The organism is Desulfotignum balticum DSM 7044 (assembly GCF_000421285.1).
GTDB lineage: Bacteria > Desulfobacterota > Desulfobacteria > Desulfobacterales > Desulfobacteraceae > Desulfotignum > Desulfotignum balticum.
The window spans coordinates 574,241-593,293 of the sequence record NZ_ATWO01000001.1 but is presented as its reverse complement, the minus strand read 5'-3'; the positions used below and the strand labels follow the sequence as shown (position 1 = coordinate 593,293).

Below are 19,053 nucleotides of genomic sequence, written 5' to 3'. Positions count from 1 at the left end.
AACCCTTTTCACCGCCACTCCCCATATATCGCATTCTGTTCCCAAAAAAAAGAAGATTCCTGCCGACACTTTTTCTGACAGAACCGGCACTATCCCTTTAATGCCCAATTCATAAAAAATATATAAAAAAAATCTATTTTATCCAAAAAAAATATAAAAAAATTCTTGACACATAAAAAATGTCCAGATATTTTACATTAACCTTAAAATGAGGGACGACAAAAAACGCATCACACTTATCAACCATTGGACATATTAAGGGGAACATCATGATCTATTCAGTATCCACCCAAGCCAAGCGGCCCTTTTTGAGAATTTTGAACATTAGATAATTGATGAAAGGTAATTTGAAATGACTCAGAAACTCGACGTAATTATCATCGGATGCGGCATCATCGGCAACTGTATCGCATTTGAACTGACCCAAAAAGGCTATCACACTTTGAGTATCGACAAAATGGGAGATTCCGGGGCCGGATCAACGTCAGGCTCCTGTGCCATTGTCCGGGCCCATTACTCCACCCTGGAAGGCGTGGCGTTTGCCTGGGAAGGGTTCAAGATCTGGCAGAACTGGGAGGAATACTGCGAAGTGAAAGATCCCTGGGGCATGGCCCGGTATAACCAGTGCGGATCCATCATGATCAAATCCCGGGACCGGAACTGGAAAAAAATTGCCACCCACTGGGACACCGTGGGGGTCCCTTATGAAAACTGGGATGCAAAGACATTGTCTGAACGCATGCCCGTCCTGAGCAACCGGGAATTCTGGCCCCCGACCCGGCCAGAAGCAGATACGGATTTTTTCAGTGAAAGAAACACCCTGCTGGAAGGGGCGCTGTTCTGCCCGGAGGCCGGTTACATGTCCGACCCGAAACTGTCCGCCCACAACGTCCAGGTGGCAGCTGAATCCAAAGGGGCCCGGTTCCTGTTCAATGCCCACATTGTCAAGATCCTGACAGACCAGCACGGGGTCACCGGCGTGGCACTCAAAGACGGCCGGCGGTTTGAGGCCGGCATCGTCATCAACGTGGCCGGTCCCCATTCCAGCCACATCAACCAGATGGCCGGCGTGGCGGAAAAAAACAACATCAAGACCCGGCCGGAACGGCATGAGGTGTCCTTTGTACCTGCCCCGGCAGGATTTAATTTTGAATCCAGAGGCGCCCAGATTTCCGACGGTGACAACGGCATATACCTGCGCCCGGAAGTGGGCAATTCCATTCTGGTGGGCAGTGAAGATCCCCGGTGCGATACTCATCAATGGATTGAAGACCCGGATGATTTCAACCGGAACACCACCGATGTCCAGTGGCGTGCACAGGTATACCGGGCAGCCCGGCGAATGCCGGAGCTGGGCATTCCCAACACCCGGAAAGGCTTTGCCGAACTCTACGATGTTTCCAGCGACTGGCTTCCCATTTATGACAAGAGCGACCTCAACGGGTTTTACATGGCCATAGGGTCTTCGGGCAATCAGTACAAGAATGCCCCGGTGGCCGGGATGATGATGTCGGAATTGATTGAATATAACGAAAAAAAAGGGCAGGACCACGATCTGCACCCTTTGCAGTTTCTGCTGCCCCGAACCGGCGTTACCTTCGATATGGGCGCCTTTTCCAGGAACCGGGAGCTCAACCCGGACAGCACTTATTCGGTGATCGGGTAAAAAACCATAGCAAGCAAAAGGAGATTCTATTGAAAACTATGAAAGCACTGGTCAAAGCTGAACCGGTCCCCGGACTGTGGCTCCGGGACGTACCGGTGCCAGAGATTCAGCACAACGAAGTGCTCATCAAAATCGTCAAAACCGCCATCTGCGGTACCGATGTCCACATCTACAACTGGGACGCATGGTCTCAGAAGACCATTCCCGTGCCCATGCCCATCGGGCATGAATTTGTGGGGACCATTGAAGCGGTGGGGTCCCATGTTACGGATTTCAAGAAAGGAGACCTGGTTTCCGGTGAGGGGCATCTGGTCTGCGGCCTTTGCAGAAACTGCCTGGCCGGCCGCCGACATCTGTGCAAGAACACCAGAGGCGTGGGCGTCAACCGGGACGGGGCCTTTGCCCAGTACCTGGCCATCCCGGTGACCAATGTCTGGTATTGCGACAACACCATTTCCACGGATATTCTGGCCTGTTTCGATCCCCTGGGTAACGCAACCCACACGGCTCTGTCCTTTGACGTGCTGGGGGAAGATGTGCTCATTACCGGGGCCGGCCCCATCGGGTGCATGGCCGCCGCCATTGCCCGACATGCCGGGGCCCGGCATGTCGTGATCACGGACGTGAACCCCTTCCGCCTATCTCTGGCTGAAAAAGCCGGAGCCACCCTGACCGTTGACGTCAGCCATGACACCGTGGCCAACGCTCAGAAAACCCTGGGAATGAAGGAAGGGTTTGATGTGGGCATGGAGATGTCCGGCAACCCGGCGGCCCTGAACACGATGCTGGACAACATGTGCCATGGCGGCAAAATCGCCCTGCTGGGCATCATGCCGGACAACACGTCCATTGACTGGAACAAGGTGGTATTCAACATGCTGACCATCAAGGGAATCTACGGCCGGGAAATGTATGAGACCTGGTACAAGATGACCAGCATGATCCAGACCGGGCTGGATATCTCTCCTTTGATCACCCACCGGTTTCACTTTACCGAGTTTGAAAAGGGATTTGAGATGATGCGGTCCGGACAATCGGGCAAGGTCATTCTGAAGTGGGATTAACACAAACCTATCAATTCTGACGGGAGCAAAAGATCATGAGCACAGACCGAGTGGACATCTCTTTAGCACAGGAAATCAACCAACTGAAGGAGGAGGGCCGGGCCAAGCCGCCCGAGCGTATCATCACCGGCTATGTCCCACCGAAAGGGGACCTGGGTCCCCGGTACCGGCTGGCCGGCAATGACAAAGACTTCATTCGCATGAATTCCAATTCATATTTGTCACTGTCCAATCATCCGGATCTTGTGAAAAGCGCAGACCAAGCCACCCGTGAATTCGGCGTGGGCCCGGGAGCGGTGAGGTTCATCGACGGTACGTTTGTCCACCACATTCGGCTGGAAAAAAGAATTGCCGAATTCGTGAAAAAACCGGCAGCCAAAATATTCAACTCCGCCTACACCTCTAACTGCGGCCTGGCCCTGGCCATCTCCAATAAAAAAACCCACTGGATCGGGGACCAGCTCAACCACAACTCCATTATCCGGGCCATGCGCATCACCAATATCCCCAGCACCCATAAAGGCATCTTCAAGCATAACGACATGACGGATCTTAGGCGGTGCCTGGATGCGGTGAGCCCGGACATGGAACGGGTGGTGGTGGTGTTTGACGGCATTTTCAGCATGCGGGGGGATTATGCACCCATCAATGAGATCGTCGCTATCTGCAGTGAATACCAAGACCGATTCAAAGACGGGGTGATCACGGTGGTGGATGACTCCCACGGCATCGGGGCCTATGGGGATAACGGCCGGGGCACCCCGGAATACGCCGGTGCCTGGCCGGATGTGGTGGTGGGCACATTCGGCAAGGCCTTCGGGGTCAACGGCGGGTTCATCGCGGCCAGTCCCGCCATCATCGAGGCGGTGCGACAAAAGGCCGACACTTATATTTACACCAACCCCCTGAGCGTGGCCGACTGCGCGGCCGCCGTCACGGCCATCGATATCTGTGACAGTGACCAGGGGCTTGCACTGCTGCACCACCTGAAAGAACGGACCGCTCAGTTCCGGCAGGGTCTTGACGGGCTGGGGCTGGAATCGATCCCAGGACCGCATCCCGTGGTTCCCCTGATGGTGCGGGATACCGGAAAAACCCATCACCTGGTTCATTCCCTGTTCGATCACGGGGTGCTGGTGGTGGGACTCACGTTTCCAGTGGTCCCCAAGGGCGATGAAACCATCCGGTTCCAGGTGAATGCCTGTCACACCGAAGCGGACATTAACAATATTATTGACTTGCTTCAAAAAATATTTCTTTCAGTCTAAGCAACCAAAAAATAATATCCTAATAAAAAAATTCAAAAAATGATTGACAACAAATTCCCAACTCATTATAACATGTCATAATATATTATATTGTGTAATAATAAGATAATTTTTATGAAGATACTCAATAATTCTGAGGAGGAAAGATGAAATTTTTCCCATTAGAAAAAGAAAGCTCAGTTCCACTTTATGTACAAATGGCTGATATAATAAAAAAGAATATTGATGAGGGTCATCTGTTGCCTAACAATCCACTTCCTTCAGAATCTCAATTAATGAAGGTATACAACACAAGCCGAATAACAATCCGAAATGCTTTACTTCGTTTGGAATACAGTGGTGATATATTCAAAGTCCATGGACGAGGTTCATTTGTGTCAGTAAAAAAGATTACCGATTTAATTTCACCATCCACATCGTGGCGATCTCTCATGGAAGATCAAGGTTATGATGTGTCATATGAACTAATTGAATTTGGGGAGGTATGGCCAAATGATGGTGTGAAAAGAGAACTTCAGATTTATGGAGATGAAAAAGTAAAAAAAATTAAACGACTAAAAAAAATTCATCAGGATACTATCGGGCTGGATCTTTTTTTTATGCCCATTAGTATTTGTAAATTTTTTAAAGAAAACTATCTCAAAAAACATTCAATTTTTGACTTTCTCAATTCCTCTCAAGATACAAGGATTACTCGGATCGAATCTCAGATCAGATCAGCTGCTATAGAGGATGGAGATGCTGAAACGATGAATGTAGACTATTCCAATACCGTTTTAATAAGAGGCTTTGTCGCTTTCAATTCAAAGGAAGAGCCGGTCCTTTCCGGTAAAGTGATGTATTTATCACAATATGCAGTTGTAAATGTAAAAATGGACATCAATCAAGAAAATTCTACTTGTTCAATTGTCGATGTTCCTGGAATAAAATTTAATGAAATGCTCAAATTTAATGGAGAAAAAGATTCCAAAATTCGAAATTAACGCTGCCAACAAAAAAATTTTGTAAAAACATCTTCACAGGAGAGAAAGTATGCCCCAATTATCTGAATCATATTTAAGTGCTGACACGCTGATTATTGGTGGAGGAAGCGCTGGCATTATGGCCGCAATACGAGCTAAGGAATTAAACCCTCAAAATCGTGTTGTGGTGTTCGATAAGGCCGATGTTAAATACAGTGGTTCTATTCCCCGGGGAATGGATGCACTGAATATTGTTGCGATTCCCGGAGAAAGTTCAGTGGAAGGATTCATTGAATCTGCATCAAACAGCCGCGAAAGGGTGATTGACGAAAATGTGAGCCGTGCAATTGCAGCTCGAAGCTGGGATCTGCTCAAAAAACTGGAAAGCTGGGGAGTATGTTTTCCTAAAGGCGACAGTCAGGGTTATGAAGCTTTGACTACCCATTCAAAAGGAAAATATACTGTGACGATGAAGGAACCAAATCTCAAAAAGATATTATACGACAAAGTCTCTCAGTCAGATACCATCATTTTAAACCGTACCATGGCTTTGGAACTGCTCATAGACAATGATCGAGTGGTTGGTGCAGTAGGAATGAATGTAAGAACTGGTGAATTTATTATTTGCTATGCAAAAGCAGTAATTCTTGCTAGTGGGGGGGCAGCCAGATTCGGTCTGCCTGACAATGGTCATTTGTATGGTATTTATGATTGCCCTGCAAATAGCGGAGATTCATATTATCTGGCCTATTCGGCCGGTGCAGAGCTTACAGGTATGGAATGTACTGTTTGTTATGTAATTGTAAAAGACATCAACTGCCCGCTGCTTCACCCCACTATGACCAGAGGTGGGAAATTGATTGATATCTACAACAACGAGCTTGATTTTGGCAAGGACAGCCTAATATCTGCTTTACCGGTCGAACATTTCATGAAGCACGGCGGATATATACGTCTTCGTCTAAGCCATTTACCTGAAGAAACAATTAAGACCATAGAAAGTATATTGTTTACCACGGAACGTCCTATCCTTGAAAGATTTTTCAAAGGACGAAATTTAAATTTTCGCAACTGCGATATCGAACTAGCACCTACAGAATTTTATTTATGTGGAGGGCACGGAATAACCGGATTGAGAATTGATGAAACGGCCGCATCAACAATTCCCGGGCTATATGCAGCTGGCGATGCGGCACATGGACAAGGTTACTTAACTGGCGCTTTTACACTCGGGCAAATTGCAGCGGAATCTGCAGATTCATATGCAGATTCAATAGAACAGAAGATGCATTTTTCAACTGCTAAAACCTATATGAAAAAAATTGAGAGCTTTATTCAAAAAATTCAGAATAATGAAAATAAAATTACTGTGGAAGAATTCGAATATAAAGTTAGGAGACTGATCAACAATTATGTAGCTCCCCCAAAAAATGAATATAAACTTAATCGAGCGTTGGAAATGATTGGACAAATGCAACATGAATTAGAAGAAGTTGTCCAAGTAAAAACCACACATGATATAGTTAAAGCTTTTGAAATAAGAAATATTATCACATGTGCGCTACTATCTGCCAGTGCCGCATTGGAACGGAAGGAAAGCCGCTGGGGATGGTGGCATTATCGATCTGATTTTCCAGAGAAAAATGAGCAATATGAAAAACACGTGATAGTGAAAAAAGATAACGATACCATCTCGACTTGTTTGAAAAATACAGTAAAAATCAATTTTGGTGGAGGAAAATCAAATGAATAGCTATCTGGAAAATCTTTCAGACAATATCCTCATTGATAAAGACAAATGTATATTTTGTGGAAACTGCGTTCAAAGCTGCGTTTGCGACAATCTTCGGCTTAACCTTGCACCCTGCCAAAATGCTTGCCCAATGGATCTCAACTGTCAGGGATATGTTCAATTGGTAGTCCGGAATGATTTCGAAAAAGCTTTGGAATTAATAAATGAGAAACTCCCTTTCCCGCAAATTATTGGGAGGATATGTCATCATCCCTGTGAGGATGCATGTGAAAGAACTAAAGTCGATGGACAGCCAGTTGCTCTAAAATCGTTAAAGCGGTTCATAGCTGATCACTGTCAATCAACTACACATAATGAATATAATAATATTTCCAAGCGACCTGAAAAGATTGCTGTGGTAGGGGGAGGGCCTGCTGGAGTTACTGCTTCTTATTATCTGCTCCGTAGTGGATACAATGTAGATATTTTCGAGGCCGGATCTGAACTGGGAGGTATGACAACTAATTGCGTACCTGAATTTAGGCTACCGCATCAAATTGCTATTGAAGAATATAACATCGTTAAAAAAATGGGAGCGAACATCCATTGTCATTGTAAGATAGGATCAGATATTTACTTAAACGAGCTCATCAAAAAATTCGATTCGGTTATCTTATCCGTCGGTTGCCAAAAAAACAAAAAGATTGGTTTGGCAGGAGAAGATGCCGAAAATGTTTTTCAGTCTCTGGATTTTTTAAAATCTGCAAAAAATCAGGATCGGCTTGAAATTGGAAAAAGGATTGTAGTCATTGGAGGGGGCAATACTGCTGTTGATGTGGCACAAACAGCTTATCGTTTAGGTGCGGAATCTATCAATATCGTGTGCCTGGAAAAAAATGAGGAGATGCCAGTTTACAAGGATGAATTAATTGATGCTATCGAGGAAGGGATAACAATTGAAAACGGCTGGGGAGTTGATGGTTTCGAAATGCTTCACAATAAAGTGACCGGAATTAACCTAAAAAAATGTTCTTCAGTTTTTGACGATAATGGTAATTTTAATCCGATATTTGAAAATGATAAAATTCGCAATGTTTCCGTTGATACAATCATCATTGCAATCGGTCAAGAGCCGGATATGACATTTCAAGAGACTGGAATTATAGATTTTCACAAAATTAATCCCTTAACGTTGCAAATCGACTCAAGCAATGTATTCATTGCAGGTGACATGGTCACTGGCCCAAAAACCGTTATCGATGCTATGGCACAAGGGCGCCTGGCTGCAAATTCAGTTGATCTTTTTTTACAGGGGAAACCGTTAATTTATGGAAGATTCGGATGGGAAGGATATCAAACTGGATTCCACATCGACACTTCAAAAGTCAAACCTATTCCTAGAGTAATCCCATCAAAATCATCACTATCTTCAAGACGTACTTTTAAAGAAATAGAAAAAACAATTAACCAAGAACAGGCAGTTAAAGAATCGGAACGATGTCTTTCATGCGGAGGGCCTTATGGCAAATATAGAACTTGCTGGCAATGCCTGGCTTGTGAAGTGGAATGTCAGCAGAACGCATTATATGTTGAGGTCCCATACCTCATGAAATGACATGGGTTAATTCAATTGCAAATTTCAATATTTGCTAAACTCAGTAAAATTGAAGGAGGAAGAGATGAAAAAAACATGGATTTCTACAGCATTCTTTATTCTGGTATCAGGTTTGATGCTCTCAATCTGCGGAACTGCGGTTGCCCAACAGAAAATCCGTCACGATTGGGTCTTAGGTGGTGCGACCCCAGGTCATACAACCTTTCAGGTCGCAGTTGCCTATTCCAAAATTTTGGAAAAAATTCCTGGCTTTTCTGCTGTTGTTGAAAACAGTGGGGGCGGATATGATGGAATTGATTTGACAATGGCAAAGGATATTGATGGCGCAGCCACAGGTTTGATTGGTGTCGTAGCAAAATATAATGGCATCGGCAAGTATAAAGGGCAACAGGATCAAAACATACGGGTCTTTATGCCGATGTATACAGCACCGGTTCAGGTTATCGTTCTTGAAAACAGCCCTATTCAAAGTATTATGGATTTAAAGGATAAGAGAGTAGGAACGATGCCAGTGGGTGCTGCAGGCCATAGTATCATTTTGAACGTTCTTAAAGCAGCAGATATCACAGAAGATGATTTTCAGTCATATGAAATTGAAATCATGGAAATGGTAGATGGACTCAAAAATGGAAACCTTGATGCAGTTATGATTAATACCGGTGTTCCGACATCTGCTGTAATGGAACTAAAAGCCACTCGTAAGATTAGATTTGTACCAATCGAAAAAGATTTGGCAATTAAGGCAGCAGGCTATAGCCCTGCAACAGTTCCAGGAGAAATGTCGGCTGGAACATATGCTGACCAAAAAGAACCGATTTCTACAGTTTTAACCTATGCAGTAATGTGTACAAGATCTGATATCCCTGAAGAAGTCATCTATACAGCTGTCAAAGCGATCTGGACCGAACAAGAAAGTCTAAAATCCTCACATGCATCGCAAAAAGCATTTTCAAAACAATGGTTTTTAGATGTAGGCAATGCTGTGCCACTTCATAGTGGAGTCCGAAAATTCATGGATGAAATGGGTTGGTAATTGTCAGTTGATTAAGGGTACAGCTGCATTCTATGAAAATGCGACTGTACCCTTAAGAGTTGGATCAGATTGCTTTTCAGTAACTATTGGTACCACTTACATGGAGACAATTTAATGAGTGCTAAAACCAATAAGATCTTACAAAGCTTGAACGAGATCTTCAAAAAGAAAATACAGAGTAGCGAAAGAAAGCTGGAGGGCGGCAATAAAAGATTTGTATATTTGGTTGCACTTTTAATGGCCGCCTACCACTTCTATGCATTATTTGTTGGACTGTTTATTCCTCAAATACATAATGCCTGGCACCTTCTTTTTGTCATTTCACTAATATTTTTAACAAGAAAAGGGTTCTCTTCTGAAAAAAATAATAAAATTCCAATTCGTGATTATATCCTTGCTATTTTGAGTATTGTCGTTTTTCTCTATGTCATTGTGAATTATAGAGAACTGACAGATAGAGCTGTTTTCCCTAACAATGTCGATAAAGCTATGGGGATAATTGCTATCATTCTGATTCTTGAAGCCTGCCGCCGTACATTGGGTAATGTTCTACCCCTCATTGCCATTGCCGCGATTTTATACGCGTTTCTAGGCAAATATATTCCAGGGGTATTTTATTACAGAGGAGCATCTCTTTCAAAAATTATTTTCATTGAATATATGCAAACAAACGGTATGTTCGGTATGATCACTAAAGCATCTTCCACCATCATCTATATGTTCATCACATTTGGAGGTTTTTTGTTGATTTCTGGCGGCGGGAAAACTGTCATAGATTTGGCATACAGCATTGCAGGACGATTCACCGGAGGGCCGGCAAAGGTTGCGATTCTTGCCAGTTCCCTATTCGGGTCTGTATCAGGTAGTGCAGTTGCAAATACTGTGACAACAGGGCAATTCACTATTCCCTTGATGAAAAAAGTAGGATATGGTCCTGCATTTGCTGGTGCTGTAGAGGCGGCAGCATCTACAGGTGGGCTGATTATGCCGCCAATAATGGGTGCCGGGGCTTTTGTTATGGCCGAAATCCTTGGGATCCCTTACTGGCAGGTTGTTAAAGCAGCTATCATCCCAGCTATTTTGTATTTCGGATGTATTTTTACCATTGTTCACCTAGAAGCATTGAAACTTAATTTAAGTGGCTTGCCAGCGGAAAATTTGCCCAACCTGAAACAGACATTCAAACAAGGATTTCATTCCCTCATTTCTATCGTTTTACTGATTGTGATGCTTTTTTCCTATATCCCCATTATTCGCGCAGCACTTTACTGCATAGCCTCGATGGTGATTTTAAGCATTTTCGCCAAACCCGAATACCGAATGCATCCTATCAATATCGGAAAAGCACTTATAGATGGCGCTATGAATACTTTACCTGTTGCCGCAGCCTGTGCAACTGCCAATATAGTAGTTGGGATTTTAGAATTGACGGGTGGAGCATTAAAATTCAGTGATCTGATTTTAAGTTTTGGTGGAAATAACTTGTTCCTAATTCTTGTCTGTACCATGTTTATTCTAATTATAATGGGAATGGGACTACCTGCCGTCGCTGCCTACGTTATTGGAGCTGCGGTTGCTGCCCCGATAATAATACAAATGGGAATCCCAACTCTTTCCGGACATATGTTCATTTATTATTTTTCAAATTTGGCCCATATCACACCACCAATAGCACTTTCGGCATATGCAGCAGCAGGCATAGCAAAAGCCAACCCTTTTGAAACTTCAATTAAAGCTTGGTTTTTAGGATCAGCTGCGTTTATCGTTCCTTACATGTTTGTTTATAATCCAGCTTTACTACTAAGTGGAAATTTCTTTGAGATCACTTTTTCATTCCTTTCAGCTCTTCTCGGAATTATATCGCTTGGGATAGGAATTAACGGCTATTTGCTTGTAAAAACTTATCCGTTAGAAAGAATTCTATTAATCATAACTAGTTTATCTCTCATCAAAGCAGGATGGATAACAGATTCAATTGGGCTTTTATTACTTTTTGTTATATATTATTTTCAGAAAAAACGAAAACTAACTCACGATCAGTTAAGCATAGAACGAGCATAATTTAAAAAATGAGCGGCGGATCCCATGCATACCACAAAATCTGTCCCGAATCGAAGCTGCCCTGCATGCCCTGGGTTACGGACTTTGTGTATCAATGCTCGAACCCGCAGCCTGATATATTTTCCCAATGTCTGCAAAAAATACCGACATCACCCTTACTCTGAATATGTCTGAAAGCCTGCTGAGCATCCTCAGGGATGCCGGCAGGCCCGGAAAGCCGACCTGCCGGATCCGGGTGCAGGCAGGCACTTTGGTCCGGCAAATACTGATTGATCAGGACATCAGCCCCCTGCTGGTGCCCCTGATTTTTCTGGACAGCCGGAAAGTATTCATGGAAACACCCCTGGAAGCCGATGGTGTCCTGACCCTGCATGGTCCCTTGGCCGGGGGGTAATATCTCCAGGCACACCGGATTTTCAGAAAGGAAATTCTTCGCTGGTATCGATCCGTTGTTCCACTGCCTTTTCCACGGGTTTTTCCGCTTTCCTGTGCACGGGGTTCCCGTCCACATAAATGGCTTTGTAGGGTTTGGTGGGACAGGCATATTCGCATCCCCCGCACCCGACACAGATATCCGGATTCACTTTTGGAATCAACAGGTCCCGGTCCGGCAGCGTGAGATAATGAACCATGTCCACGGCCTTGGTGGGACAATGCTCGGAACAGGCCCCGCAATTGGTGTTGTCCGTATACACCACGCAGTTTTCCTTGATGAATCGGGCCACCCCCACCTGGACCTGCTGCTTGTTTTCCCGCGAAAGAGGCAGAATGGCGCCCGTGGGGCAGACCTCCAGACAGTCCTTGCAATCATAGTTGCAGTGCCCGGATCGAAAGTCCATCTTCGGTTGCAGCATGCCGGACAGCCCATAATCGAGCAACGCCGGGACCAGGATCCGGGACGGACACACGGAAACGCACAAATGGCAGGCCGTGCACAAGGATGAAAACCGGGCCACGCTGACAGACCCGGGGGGCGAAATCGGGCCGGTTCTTGTTTCCGGAATGGTGGTGGGCCGGGTCTGGACCGCTGAATCGGCCGAATTGACCGGATCGACCGGATCTGATGAATCGGCTGAATTGACCGGGCCGGCATCCACCCGGCTTGACCCCAGTCCCATGCCTGCTGCGGCCAGGCCGATCAAAAACCCCCTGCGCCCGGGTTTTGCCGGGTTTTGTCGGGCCGGCTGCCGCCAGTGGTTCTGGATGGCAAGCCCCTGCCCCGGACAGGCGGCCAGGCAGTTGAAGCAGGCCACACAGCGGCGGACATCCACGGTCTTTTCTTTGAGATCAATACATCCGGCCTTGCAGACCCGCTGGCACTGCCGGCAGCTGTCACAGGCATCCGGGGCAATGCGGATCCGGAACATTGATATTTTTGAAAACAGCCCCAGCAGCGCCCCCACGGGGCACAGCGTGTTGCAGTAAAGGCGGCCATGCCGGGCACTCAACCAGCCCACCACCATCAACGTGGCCAGGGCAATCCCTGTGGCTGCGGGAACGAACACCGGCCACTGGACCCGGTAAAGGGCATGGCTTCCCAATTGTTCCAGCAAAGGGACCCCCAGGTTGTTTGCACCCAGAACCAGAGGGCGGAAAAGATGGGACACGATCCGGCCGAAGCTGCTGAAAGGATCCAGCAGATTGAGCATAAGCCCGGTGCCCGCGAAAAAAAGCAGCACGGTCAGGGATAAGACGGCATACCAGAGAAAATAATGGGGCCGGGACCCGGAGAACCGGGAGGTGCGCTTTTTTTCCCCCGGATTTGCCATCCTTTTACGGGCCAGGCGGCTGATCAGGTCCTGGAATATCCCCAGAGGACACACAAACGAGCAGTAGACCCGGCCGAACACCAGGGTGAGCATCAGGACCAGAATAAACCCTGCCGCTCCCAGGGTGGCATTGTCCAGAAATTGGAGCAGGGACGGGACAAACTGCAGATACAGCACTTCCCCGGCAATGACCCGTAAGCCGAAATCCCTGAAATCCAGGAACAGAAAAAGGGTCAGCATAAAAAACACCAGGGCGATCCATATCCGGAGCCGTCTGAGATGTCGAATCGTCATATATTCAGGGCCTGATTCTGTGACAATCGGATCGGTGAAAGTCCGGGCCAATCAAAGCCGGATCCGGTGGATGGTCAGGTCTGCCAGATTCATCTGCCCCAGGTGCATGTCCGAGGCGATCTGAATATGGCGGATGTCGGCCGGTTCCGTGCCGAACAGTTTGGCGGCCGCTGCATCCGCCGCCACAAAATCGGTGGAGATCACCTGGGCTTTCATGGAAACCACATCATTGACGGACACCCCCCGGGGGCCGTTACGCGTCATGACATTGTAAGCATCCACCACCGTGAGGTCCGGGGCCCGGAAGGATGCAAAATCCGCAATGCACTGGTGAAGATCGTTTCTATGCCAGTAGCCCCGGTCCCACACCACGCCCATCAGGTTTTTCATGCCGATGGTGACCATGGAGGAGCTGTGGTGCTTCAACACGGGCACATTGATGAACACATCCGCCTCCAGAAGGGCCTGGTGCACCCTGGCTTCGGTCAGCCGTTTGCCCATGGGCACGTCCACCTGCTGATAATACCCTTTGCTGTCACCGGAGATGATTCTGCCCCCGGCATCTTTCACGGCTTTTTCAATGCCGCTGTTCCGATAGGTCCGGACCCAGTTGTCGCAGGTGTGGTCAAACACGGTCACATCCTTTGCCCCGGCGGACAGACAATGTTCCACAATCCGCTTCACCAGCGCCGGATGGGTGTTGCCGGCCCGTTCCGGGGGCACGTCCCAGCCGATATTCGGTTTGACCAGAACTTTGCTGCCTCTGGGCACAAAGGTCTGGATCCCGCCCATGGCGGCGATGGCACTGTCAAACATCTGGTCCGGTTCTCCGCCCCGGACGGCCACCAGGTCCCAGGCAGGAGTGCCGGCTCCCTGGGAGGCGGCCCAGAGCCGGCCCATTTTCGGGAACACCAGCGTGGATCCTGCTGCGATCCCGCTGGTGATGGTTTTTTTCAAAAAATCTCGTCGATCCATGGCATCGTCTCCTTCCACTTTTGTTACGATTCACCTTTCCAATTAGTGCAGGCGCAGCGACCGGATATGCCGGATCAGGTCCGGGAAAGGCGGTTTTTCAAAATTGCGCTTTTTCAGGTAGATGTTGATCTGGTCGTTGAGCACTTCCGTGTCCGGGAACAGCTCCATGAGCTGACCGCTCTCCAGCTCCCTGAGCACTGTGTACCGGGGAACAAATCCCACCCCCATGGATGCCAGGGCCGCATTGATAATGCCCCTGACACTGGAAATCCGGATCACGGTGTCACACCCGAAATCCGCATGGCCGGCCAGGGCATTGATGAAATTCTTCCACCAGCGCAGGTCTTTGTCAAAAGACAGCAGGCGGCACCGGGACAAATCGGCAATGGTCTGAATCCGGCGGTCTGCCGCATATGACCGGGTGGCGATCACCACATATTCTTCTCTCATCAACGGCACACACACCAGGGTTTCATGCACATGGGGAATGCAGTCCACAATGATGTCCAGGTCATCCGACAGCAATGGCGCCAGCAGATACGGGTCCAGAAAAAAATCCACATGCACATGGGGGTGTTTGTTCAAAAACGGCGCCATCCCCTTGATGAGCACGGAGGACCCGAACTCCGACGGGGCCCCCAAAGTGAGTGAGATCCGGTGCCCTTTGCCGGCGGCCAGGCGGTCCAGGGTATCATCGATCCGGTCGAAAATCCCGGCACACTGCTGAAACAGAAATTCGCCTTCCCGGGTGAGGCGGAACTTTCGGCCGGACCGGTCCACCAGGTCATACCCCAGATCCGCTTCCAGTTTTCTGATGGCATGGCTGACGGCGGACTGGGTCAGGCACAGGCGCTGGGCGCACCCCGTGTAGCTTTCAGCCTTTGCCAGGGTATGGAAGGTTTTCAGTTTGTTCAGATCCACCTGCATTGAATTCCTCTAAAGAATATGCGGCCCGGTAGGAATGTATCAACGATCCATTGTACCACGAAGGACACGAAGATCACGAAGGATCATCAAGACACAATGTGTTGCGCCAGGCCGTGCATGGCCTTTATTCAGTAATTTCCCGCTGTGCGGTCACACAATAGATGCCCTCCCCCTTGAAGGCCGGACGGAAGCACAGGTTGTCCGAACTGCACAGGGCCGGGCGGGTGTCCCCGCTGCGCCACCGGTTGATCAGGCCGGGCTCCCGGATCAAAGGCCGGCACATGGAAATATAATCAGTCACACCGCCGGCAACCAGTTCCCCTGCCTTTTCAAGGGAACGGATCCCTCCCACCAGGATGACGGGAATGTCCAGGGCCTGTTTATATGCCGCAGCCCCCTGTTCAAAGTACGCTTCCTTTTCCGGCTTGTTAATTCCCATCCGGCTGGGGGACAATGTTTTGCTGGTGAGAAACCCGCCGGACACCTCAATGGCATCAATGCCTGCCTGGGCCAGCAGTCGGGCTGCCGCAACGGAATCCTCCAGGGTCAGCCCGCCGTCCACATCATCCTGGGCATTGATTTTCACCAGCACGGGAAAATCCGTCCCCACGGCCTTCCGCACGGCAGCCACGGTGTCGCACAACGCCCGGCTGCGGTTTTCAATGGAACCGCCGTATGCATCCTGCCGCCGGTTATAGACCGGAGACAGAAACTGGCTGAACAGGTATCCGTGGGCCGCATGGATCTGGACCCCGTCAAACCCGGCTTCTTTGGCCCGCTCAGCCGCCCGCACATAGGCGGACACAAGATTTTCAATATCTGAAAGGGTCAGTTCATGGCGGGGGGTTTTTGCCAGTTTGTCATACACGGACACCACATGGGGGGGGGTCCGGGTCAGGGTTTCGGCGGCAAACGTGCCGGCATGGGCCAGCTGGGCCACCATTTTTCCGTCGGCTTTGTGCACGGCATCGGTCATGGATGTCAGACCGTCAATCAGGTCATCTTTGTATATGCCCATCTGCTTTGGGCCTGCCTGGCCTTCGGGCAGCACATAGGAATGCCCGGAAATGATCAGGCCGACCCCGCCTGCGGCAAGGTTCGTTACAATGTCTGTCAACCGGGGGGTCACAGCCCCGTCATCCGCAGCCATACCTTCCCAGGTCGCGGACCGGACAAACCGGTTGGCCAGTGTCATGCTGTTAATCTGTGTGGTGTCAAATAAATCGGTCATACGCGTTCCTGTATCTTTTTTGGGGGTTTATGTTCACCTCATATTAATAAAGCACATGCGCCGGCATATCAAGCGCTCTTTTGATCACCGGAAAAGACTTGGGCCGCAAAATTTGAAATTCACATCCCGGTCCGCCTGTGCTATGGTCCAGAGCAGACTGAATCTGTTTGCCGGAAACCGGTTCTGTTCCAGCCCGGAAAAGCAATTTGATTTGCAACAGGCACTGCATGACCGTGCCAAAAATTTTGGAGACGTATGGACCCTTTGTTTGAAGAACTGGATTGTCAGCAGACCCGGCTGGGGGAATTGAGCCTGAGACGGCGCCGCCTGATGCAGCTGGACGGCAGACAGATTTACGAGGTCAAGCTGGGGGATGATTTTCTGATGTCCAGCCTGTTCCATGCGGCGGAAACAAAAATGGCGGAAATCAGCCGGGCCATGGTGTCAAAATCCGACCTGACTGTGGTGGTGGGGGGCCTGGGCCTGGGATATACGGCGGCTGCGGCCCTGGCAGATCCGCGGGTCCGTTCTCTGGTGGTGGTGGAATACCTGGCACCGGTAATCAGCTGGCACAAAAACAATCTGGTACCCCTGGGAAACCAGCTGTGCACAGATCCCCGGTGCAAAATAATCCATGACGATTTTTTCGCCCGGAGCCGGGATGTCCTCCAGGGATTTGATCCGGATTTTCCCGGAAAAAAGGTGGACATCATTCTTCTGGACATCGACCACACCCCCAACCGGGTCCTGCACCGGTCCAACACCCGGTTTTACACCCCCGACGGCTTGAATGAACTGGCCGGGCACCTGAATCCCGGCGGGGTGTTTGCCCTGTGGTCTGACGATCCCCCGGAAAAAGCGTTCACCGATTTGCTGGAAAGCGTGTTCCCGGAAGTTCATGCCCACACCGTAAATTTCAAAAACCCGTTCACCGGCGGCACGGCTGAAAACGCTGTCTATGCAGCCAGAACAGACAAATAATCCCTGAAGGAGCGACCATGACTTCAGATATTCAGACACCCGGGGAAGTCGCCTTGGTGACCGGTGCCGGCCGGGGTATCGGCCGGGCCATTGCCGTGGACCTGGCCCGGTCCGGCCGGTTCGTATATATCAACTACAAATCCAATGCCACAGCTGCAAAAAAAACCCTTGAACAGGTCAGAGCCGCGGGTTCCGACGGGGCGTTGCTGTGCTTTGACGTCACAAACGAAGCCGCTGCCCACGCCGCCCTGGAAACCATCTACAAAGAAAAAGGATTCATCGACATCCTGGTCAACAATGCCGGGATCCGGGACGACATGCTCCTGGTCCGGATGAAATCGGAAACCTGGCAGCAGGTCATGGATACCAACCTCACCGGTTTTTTCAACCTGACCAAACCCGTGGTCAAAAAGATGATCTCCAAACGCAGGGGAAGAGTGATTAACATCACCTCCGCTTCCGGCCAGATGGGCCAGGCCGGCCAGGTGAATTACTCGGCGTCCAAAGCCGGGATTATCGGCGCCACCATGGCCCTGGCCAAGGAGATTGCCAAACGCAACATCACGGTGAATGCCGTGGCCCCGGGTTTCATTGAAACAGACATGATGGACGGTCTTCCTTTGGAACAGATCGTCCAGTCCGTCCCGGCGGGCCGTTTAGGAAAGCCCGAAGAAGTGGCCGCCGCCGTCACCTTTCTCTGTTCCCCTGAAGCCGGATATATCACGGGCCAGGTAATAGGCGTCAACGGGGGCCTCTGTTAGAAGAAATCCGGCAAAGGTCAGGTACCGGATCCTGGATGGGCGCCACGGGTGGGGCGCGTATAAAAAAACGGGTGCCCCAGCAGACCATATCACGGTATTTACCCAAAATGTTAGAATTTACCAAATGGGTAAATACGAATTTATCGAAGGGTTTTACCGTCCCGCAGGTGGCGCAAAAGCACGGCTGGCCTGAATCTCTGGTCTGGTCACAGGCATTGGTAAAAGCCGATGATTTTGGCCGGTTCAAGGCACTGCAATGGCTTCACGCATTTTGTAACTCATCCAGGATTTGATCATCATCAAGATTTATCACGGCTATTTCCATACGGCCCATTATGTCAGGTCTGGTGTTCCGCGGCCCGGTTTCAGTGCGGCGCACCAGAGCCTCACCGTGTTCCTACAGCAGCTGGGACGGGGGCTTGCGGCATGCCCCGGAAAAAGAGTGCCTGACCGTGCTGGATTTTGTGGGCCAGGTGCACCGGGAATCTAAGTCCAACACAGCCCTGAACTCGCCCACAGGACAAAACCTGGTGCATTACACTGCCCGGGGATACACCATCCTGGTGTTTGCCTGGGTCCGGAAAAGGTTTGTTGCAACATAATTCCAAAATGGTTGAATGTTGGCAGGTTTCATGATAACGAAACTATGGTTGAGATTTTAGAAAGTTAAGATTTGCAAGATGGTTGAGGTTTTAGTTTTTTAATATGGTCAAA

The 19,053-nt window shown here is 49.0% G+C and carries 17 protein-coding genes; 13 read left to right on the top strand and 4 right to left on the bottom strand.

Annotation, left to right across the window (positions count from 1 at the left end; genetic code table 11):
• The first annotated feature begins 352 nt into the window (after window positions 1-352).
• From K365_RS0103160 to K365_RS0103120, 9 genes are all read left to right on the top strand, one after another.
• The gene (locus tag K365_RS0103160) at window positions 353-1,666 is read left to right on the top strand and encodes an NAD(P)/FAD-dependent oxidoreductase (protein WP_024333475.1); all 1,314 of its coding nucleotides are present in this window, start codon (window positions 353-355) and stop codon (window positions 1,664-1,666) included.
• A gap of 38 nt (window positions 1,667-1,704) precedes the next feature.
• Window positions 1,705-2,730 (top strand): L-threonine 3-dehydrogenase, encoded by a 1,026-nt coding sequence (tdh, locus tag K365_RS0103155; RefSeq protein WP_024333474.1) that lies wholly within the window; start codon window positions 1,705-1,707, stop codon window positions 2,728-2,730.
• Between the two features lie 35 nt (window positions 2,731-2,765).
• The gene (locus K365_RS0103150; RefSeq protein ID WP_024333473.1) at window positions 2,766-3,998 is read left to right on the top strand and encodes an aminotransferase class I/II-fold pyridoxal phosphate-dependent enzyme; all 1,233 of its coding nucleotides are present in this window, start codon (window positions 2,766-2,768) and stop codon (window positions 3,996-3,998) included.
• Window positions 3,999-4,144: 146 nt separating this feature from the next.
• Complete coding sequence (locus tag K365_RS0103145) at window positions 4,145-4,981, top strand: GntR family transcriptional regulator (protein WP_024333472.1); 837 nt, start codon at window positions 4,145-4,147, stop codon at window positions 4,979-4,981.
• Between the two features lie 49 nt (window positions 4,982-5,030).
• A complete protein-coding gene (locus tag K365_RS0103140) occupies window positions 5,031-6,713 on the top strand; it encodes an FAD-binding protein (protein ID WP_024333471.1) in 1,683 nt (560 codons plus the stop codon).
• Window positions 6,706-8,307 carry an FAD-dependent oxidoreductase gene (locus K365_RS0103135; protein WP_024333470.1) on the top strand — a complete coding sequence of 534 codons (1,602 nt, stop codon included), beginning with the start codon at window positions 6,706-6,708 and terminating at the stop codon, window positions 8,305-8,307. The genes K365_RS0103140 and K365_RS0103135 overlap by 8 nt, the downstream gene beginning before the upstream one ends.
• A 64-nt stretch (window positions 8,308-8,371) precedes the next feature.
• Window positions 8,372-9,340, top strand: coding sequence for a TAXI family TRAP transporter solute-binding subunit (locus K365_RS0103130; RefSeq protein WP_024333469.1), 969 nt, complete (start codon window positions 8,372-8,374; stop codon window positions 9,338-9,340).
• A 114-nt stretch (window positions 9,341-9,454) separates the two neighbouring features.
• The gene (locus K365_RS0103125; protein ID WP_024333468.1) at window positions 9,455-11,401 is read left to right on the top strand and encodes a TRAP transporter permease; all 1,947 of its coding nucleotides are present in this window, start codon (window positions 9,455-9,457) and stop codon (window positions 11,399-11,401) included.
• Between the two features lie 127 nt (window positions 11,402-11,528).
• Window positions 11,529-11,795, top strand: a complete 267-nt coding sequence (locus K365_RS0103120) for a hypothetical protein (protein ID WP_024333467.1) — start codon at window positions 11,529-11,531, stop codon at window positions 11,793-11,795.
• 22 nt (window positions 11,796-11,817) lie between these two features.
• On the opposite strand, the gene K365_RS0103115 is transcribed toward K365_RS0103120, so the two are convergent.
• The 4 genes from K365_RS0103115 to K365_RS0103100 form a co-directional block, all read right to left on the bottom strand.
• Entirely contained in the window at window positions 11,818-13,464 is a 1,647-nt protein-coding gene (locus K365_RS0103115; RefSeq protein WP_024333466.1) for a 4Fe-4S binding protein, read from the bottom strand.
• Window positions 13,465-13,515: 51 nt separating this feature from the next.
• Entirely contained in the window at window positions 13,516-14,439 is a 924-nt protein-coding gene (locus tag K365_RS0103110; RefSeq protein ID WP_024333465.1) for a DUF362 domain-containing protein, read from the bottom strand.
• A 42-nt stretch (window positions 14,440-14,481) separates the two neighbouring features.
• The gene (locus tag K365_RS0103105; RefSeq protein ID WP_024333464.1) at window positions 14,482-15,366 is read right to left on the bottom strand and encodes a LysR family transcriptional regulator; all 885 of its coding nucleotides are present in this window, start codon (window positions 15,364-15,366) and stop codon (window positions 14,482-14,484) included.
• A gap of 124 nt (window positions 15,367-15,490) precedes the next feature.
• Window positions 15,491-16,597 (bottom strand): NADH:flavin oxidoreductase, encoded by a 1,107-nt coding sequence (locus K365_RS0103100; protein WP_024333463.1) that lies wholly within the window; start codon window positions 16,595-16,597, stop codon window positions 15,491-15,493.
• 255 nt (window positions 16,598-16,852) lie between these two features.
• Between K365_RS0103100 and K365_RS0103090 the strand changes: the two genes are divergently transcribed.
• From K365_RS0103090 to K365_RS0103075, 4 genes are all read left to right on the top strand, one after another.
• On the top strand, window positions 16,853-17,578 hold the full coding sequence (locus K365_RS0103090) for a polyamine aminopropyltransferase (protein WP_024333461.1): 726 nt from the start codon (window positions 16,853-16,855) through the stop codon (window positions 17,576-17,578).
• Window positions 17,579-17,595: 17 nt separating this feature from the next.
• Window positions 17,596-18,339: a 3-oxoacyl-ACP reductase FabG gene (gene fabG / locus K365_RS0103085; RefSeq protein ID WP_024333460.1), complete on the top strand. Its 744-nt coding sequence runs from the start codon at window positions 17,596-17,598 to the stop codon at window positions 18,337-18,339.
• Between the two features lie 35 nt (window positions 18,340-18,374).
• Complete coding sequence (locus tag K365_RS0103080; protein WP_024333459.1) at window positions 18,375-18,632, top strand: hypothetical protein; 258 nt, start codon at window positions 18,375-18,377, stop codon at window positions 18,630-18,632.
• A 126-nt stretch (window positions 18,633-18,758) separates the two neighbouring features.
• Window positions 18,759-18,941, top strand: a complete 183-nt coding sequence (locus tag K365_RS0103075; protein WP_156887674.1) for a hypothetical protein — start codon at window positions 18,759-18,761, stop codon at window positions 18,939-18,941.
• The last annotated feature ends 112 nt before the right edge of the window (window positions 18,942-19,053 follow it).

Bases quoted from the DNA above. Each gene is read 5' to 3' on its own strand.
- K365_RS0103160 (WP_024333475.1), top strand. From the start codon at position 353: ATGACTCAGAAACTCGACGTAATTATCATCGGATGCGGCATCATCGGC.
- tdh (WP_024333474.1), top strand. From the start codon at position 1,705: ATGAAAGCACTGGTCAAAGCTGAACCGGTCCCCGGACTGTGGCTCCGG.
- K365_RS0103150 (WP_024333473.1), top strand. From the start codon at position 2,766: ATGAGCACAGACCGAGTGGACATCTCTTTAGCACAGGAAATCAACCAA.
- K365_RS0103145 (WP_024333472.1), top strand. From the start codon at position 4,145: ATGAAATTTTTCCCATTAGAAAAAGAAAGCTCAGTTCCACTTTATGTA.
- K365_RS0103140 (WP_024333471.1), top strand. From the start codon at position 5,031: ATGCCCCAATTATCTGAATCATATTTAAGTGCTGACACGCTGATTATT.
- K365_RS0103135 (WP_024333470.1), top strand. From the start codon at position 6,706: ATGAATAGCTATCTGGAAAATCTTTCAGACAATATCCTCATTGATAAA.
- K365_RS0103130 (WP_024333469.1), top strand. From the start codon at position 8,372: ATGAAAAAAACATGGATTTCTACAGCATTCTTTATTCTGGTATCAGGT.
- K365_RS0103125 (WP_024333468.1), top strand. From the start codon at position 9,455: ATGAGTGCTAAAACCAATAAGATCTTACAAAGCTTGAACGAGATCTTC.
- K365_RS0103120 (WP_024333467.1), top strand. From the start codon at position 11,529: ATGTCTGCAAAAAATACCGACATCACCCTTACTCTGAATATGTCTGAA.
- K365_RS0103115 (WP_024333466.1), bottom strand. From the start codon at position 13,464: ATGACGATTCGACATCTCAGACGGCTCCGGATATGGATCGCCCTGGTG.
- K365_RS0103110 (WP_024333465.1), bottom strand. From the start codon at position 14,439: ATGGATCGACGAGATTTTTTGAAAAAAACCATCACCAGCGGGATCGCA.
- K365_RS0103105 (WP_024333464.1), bottom strand. From the start codon at position 15,366: ATGCAGGTGGATCTGAACAAACTGAAAACCTTCCATACCCTGGCAAAG.
- K365_RS0103100 (WP_024333463.1), bottom strand. From the start codon at position 16,597: ATGACCGATTTATTTGACACCACACAGATTAACAGCATGACACTGGCC.
- K365_RS0103090 (WP_024333461.1), top strand. From the start codon at position 16,853: ATGGACCCTTTGTTTGAAGAACTGGATTGTCAGCAGACCCGGCTGGGG.
- fabG (WP_024333460.1), top strand. From the start codon at position 17,596: ATGACTTCAGATATTCAGACACCCGGGGAAGTCGCCTTGGTGACCGGT.
- K365_RS0103080 (WP_024333459.1), top strand. From the start codon at position 18,375: ATGGGCGCCACGGGTGGGGCGCGTATAAAAAAACGGGTGCCCCAGCAG.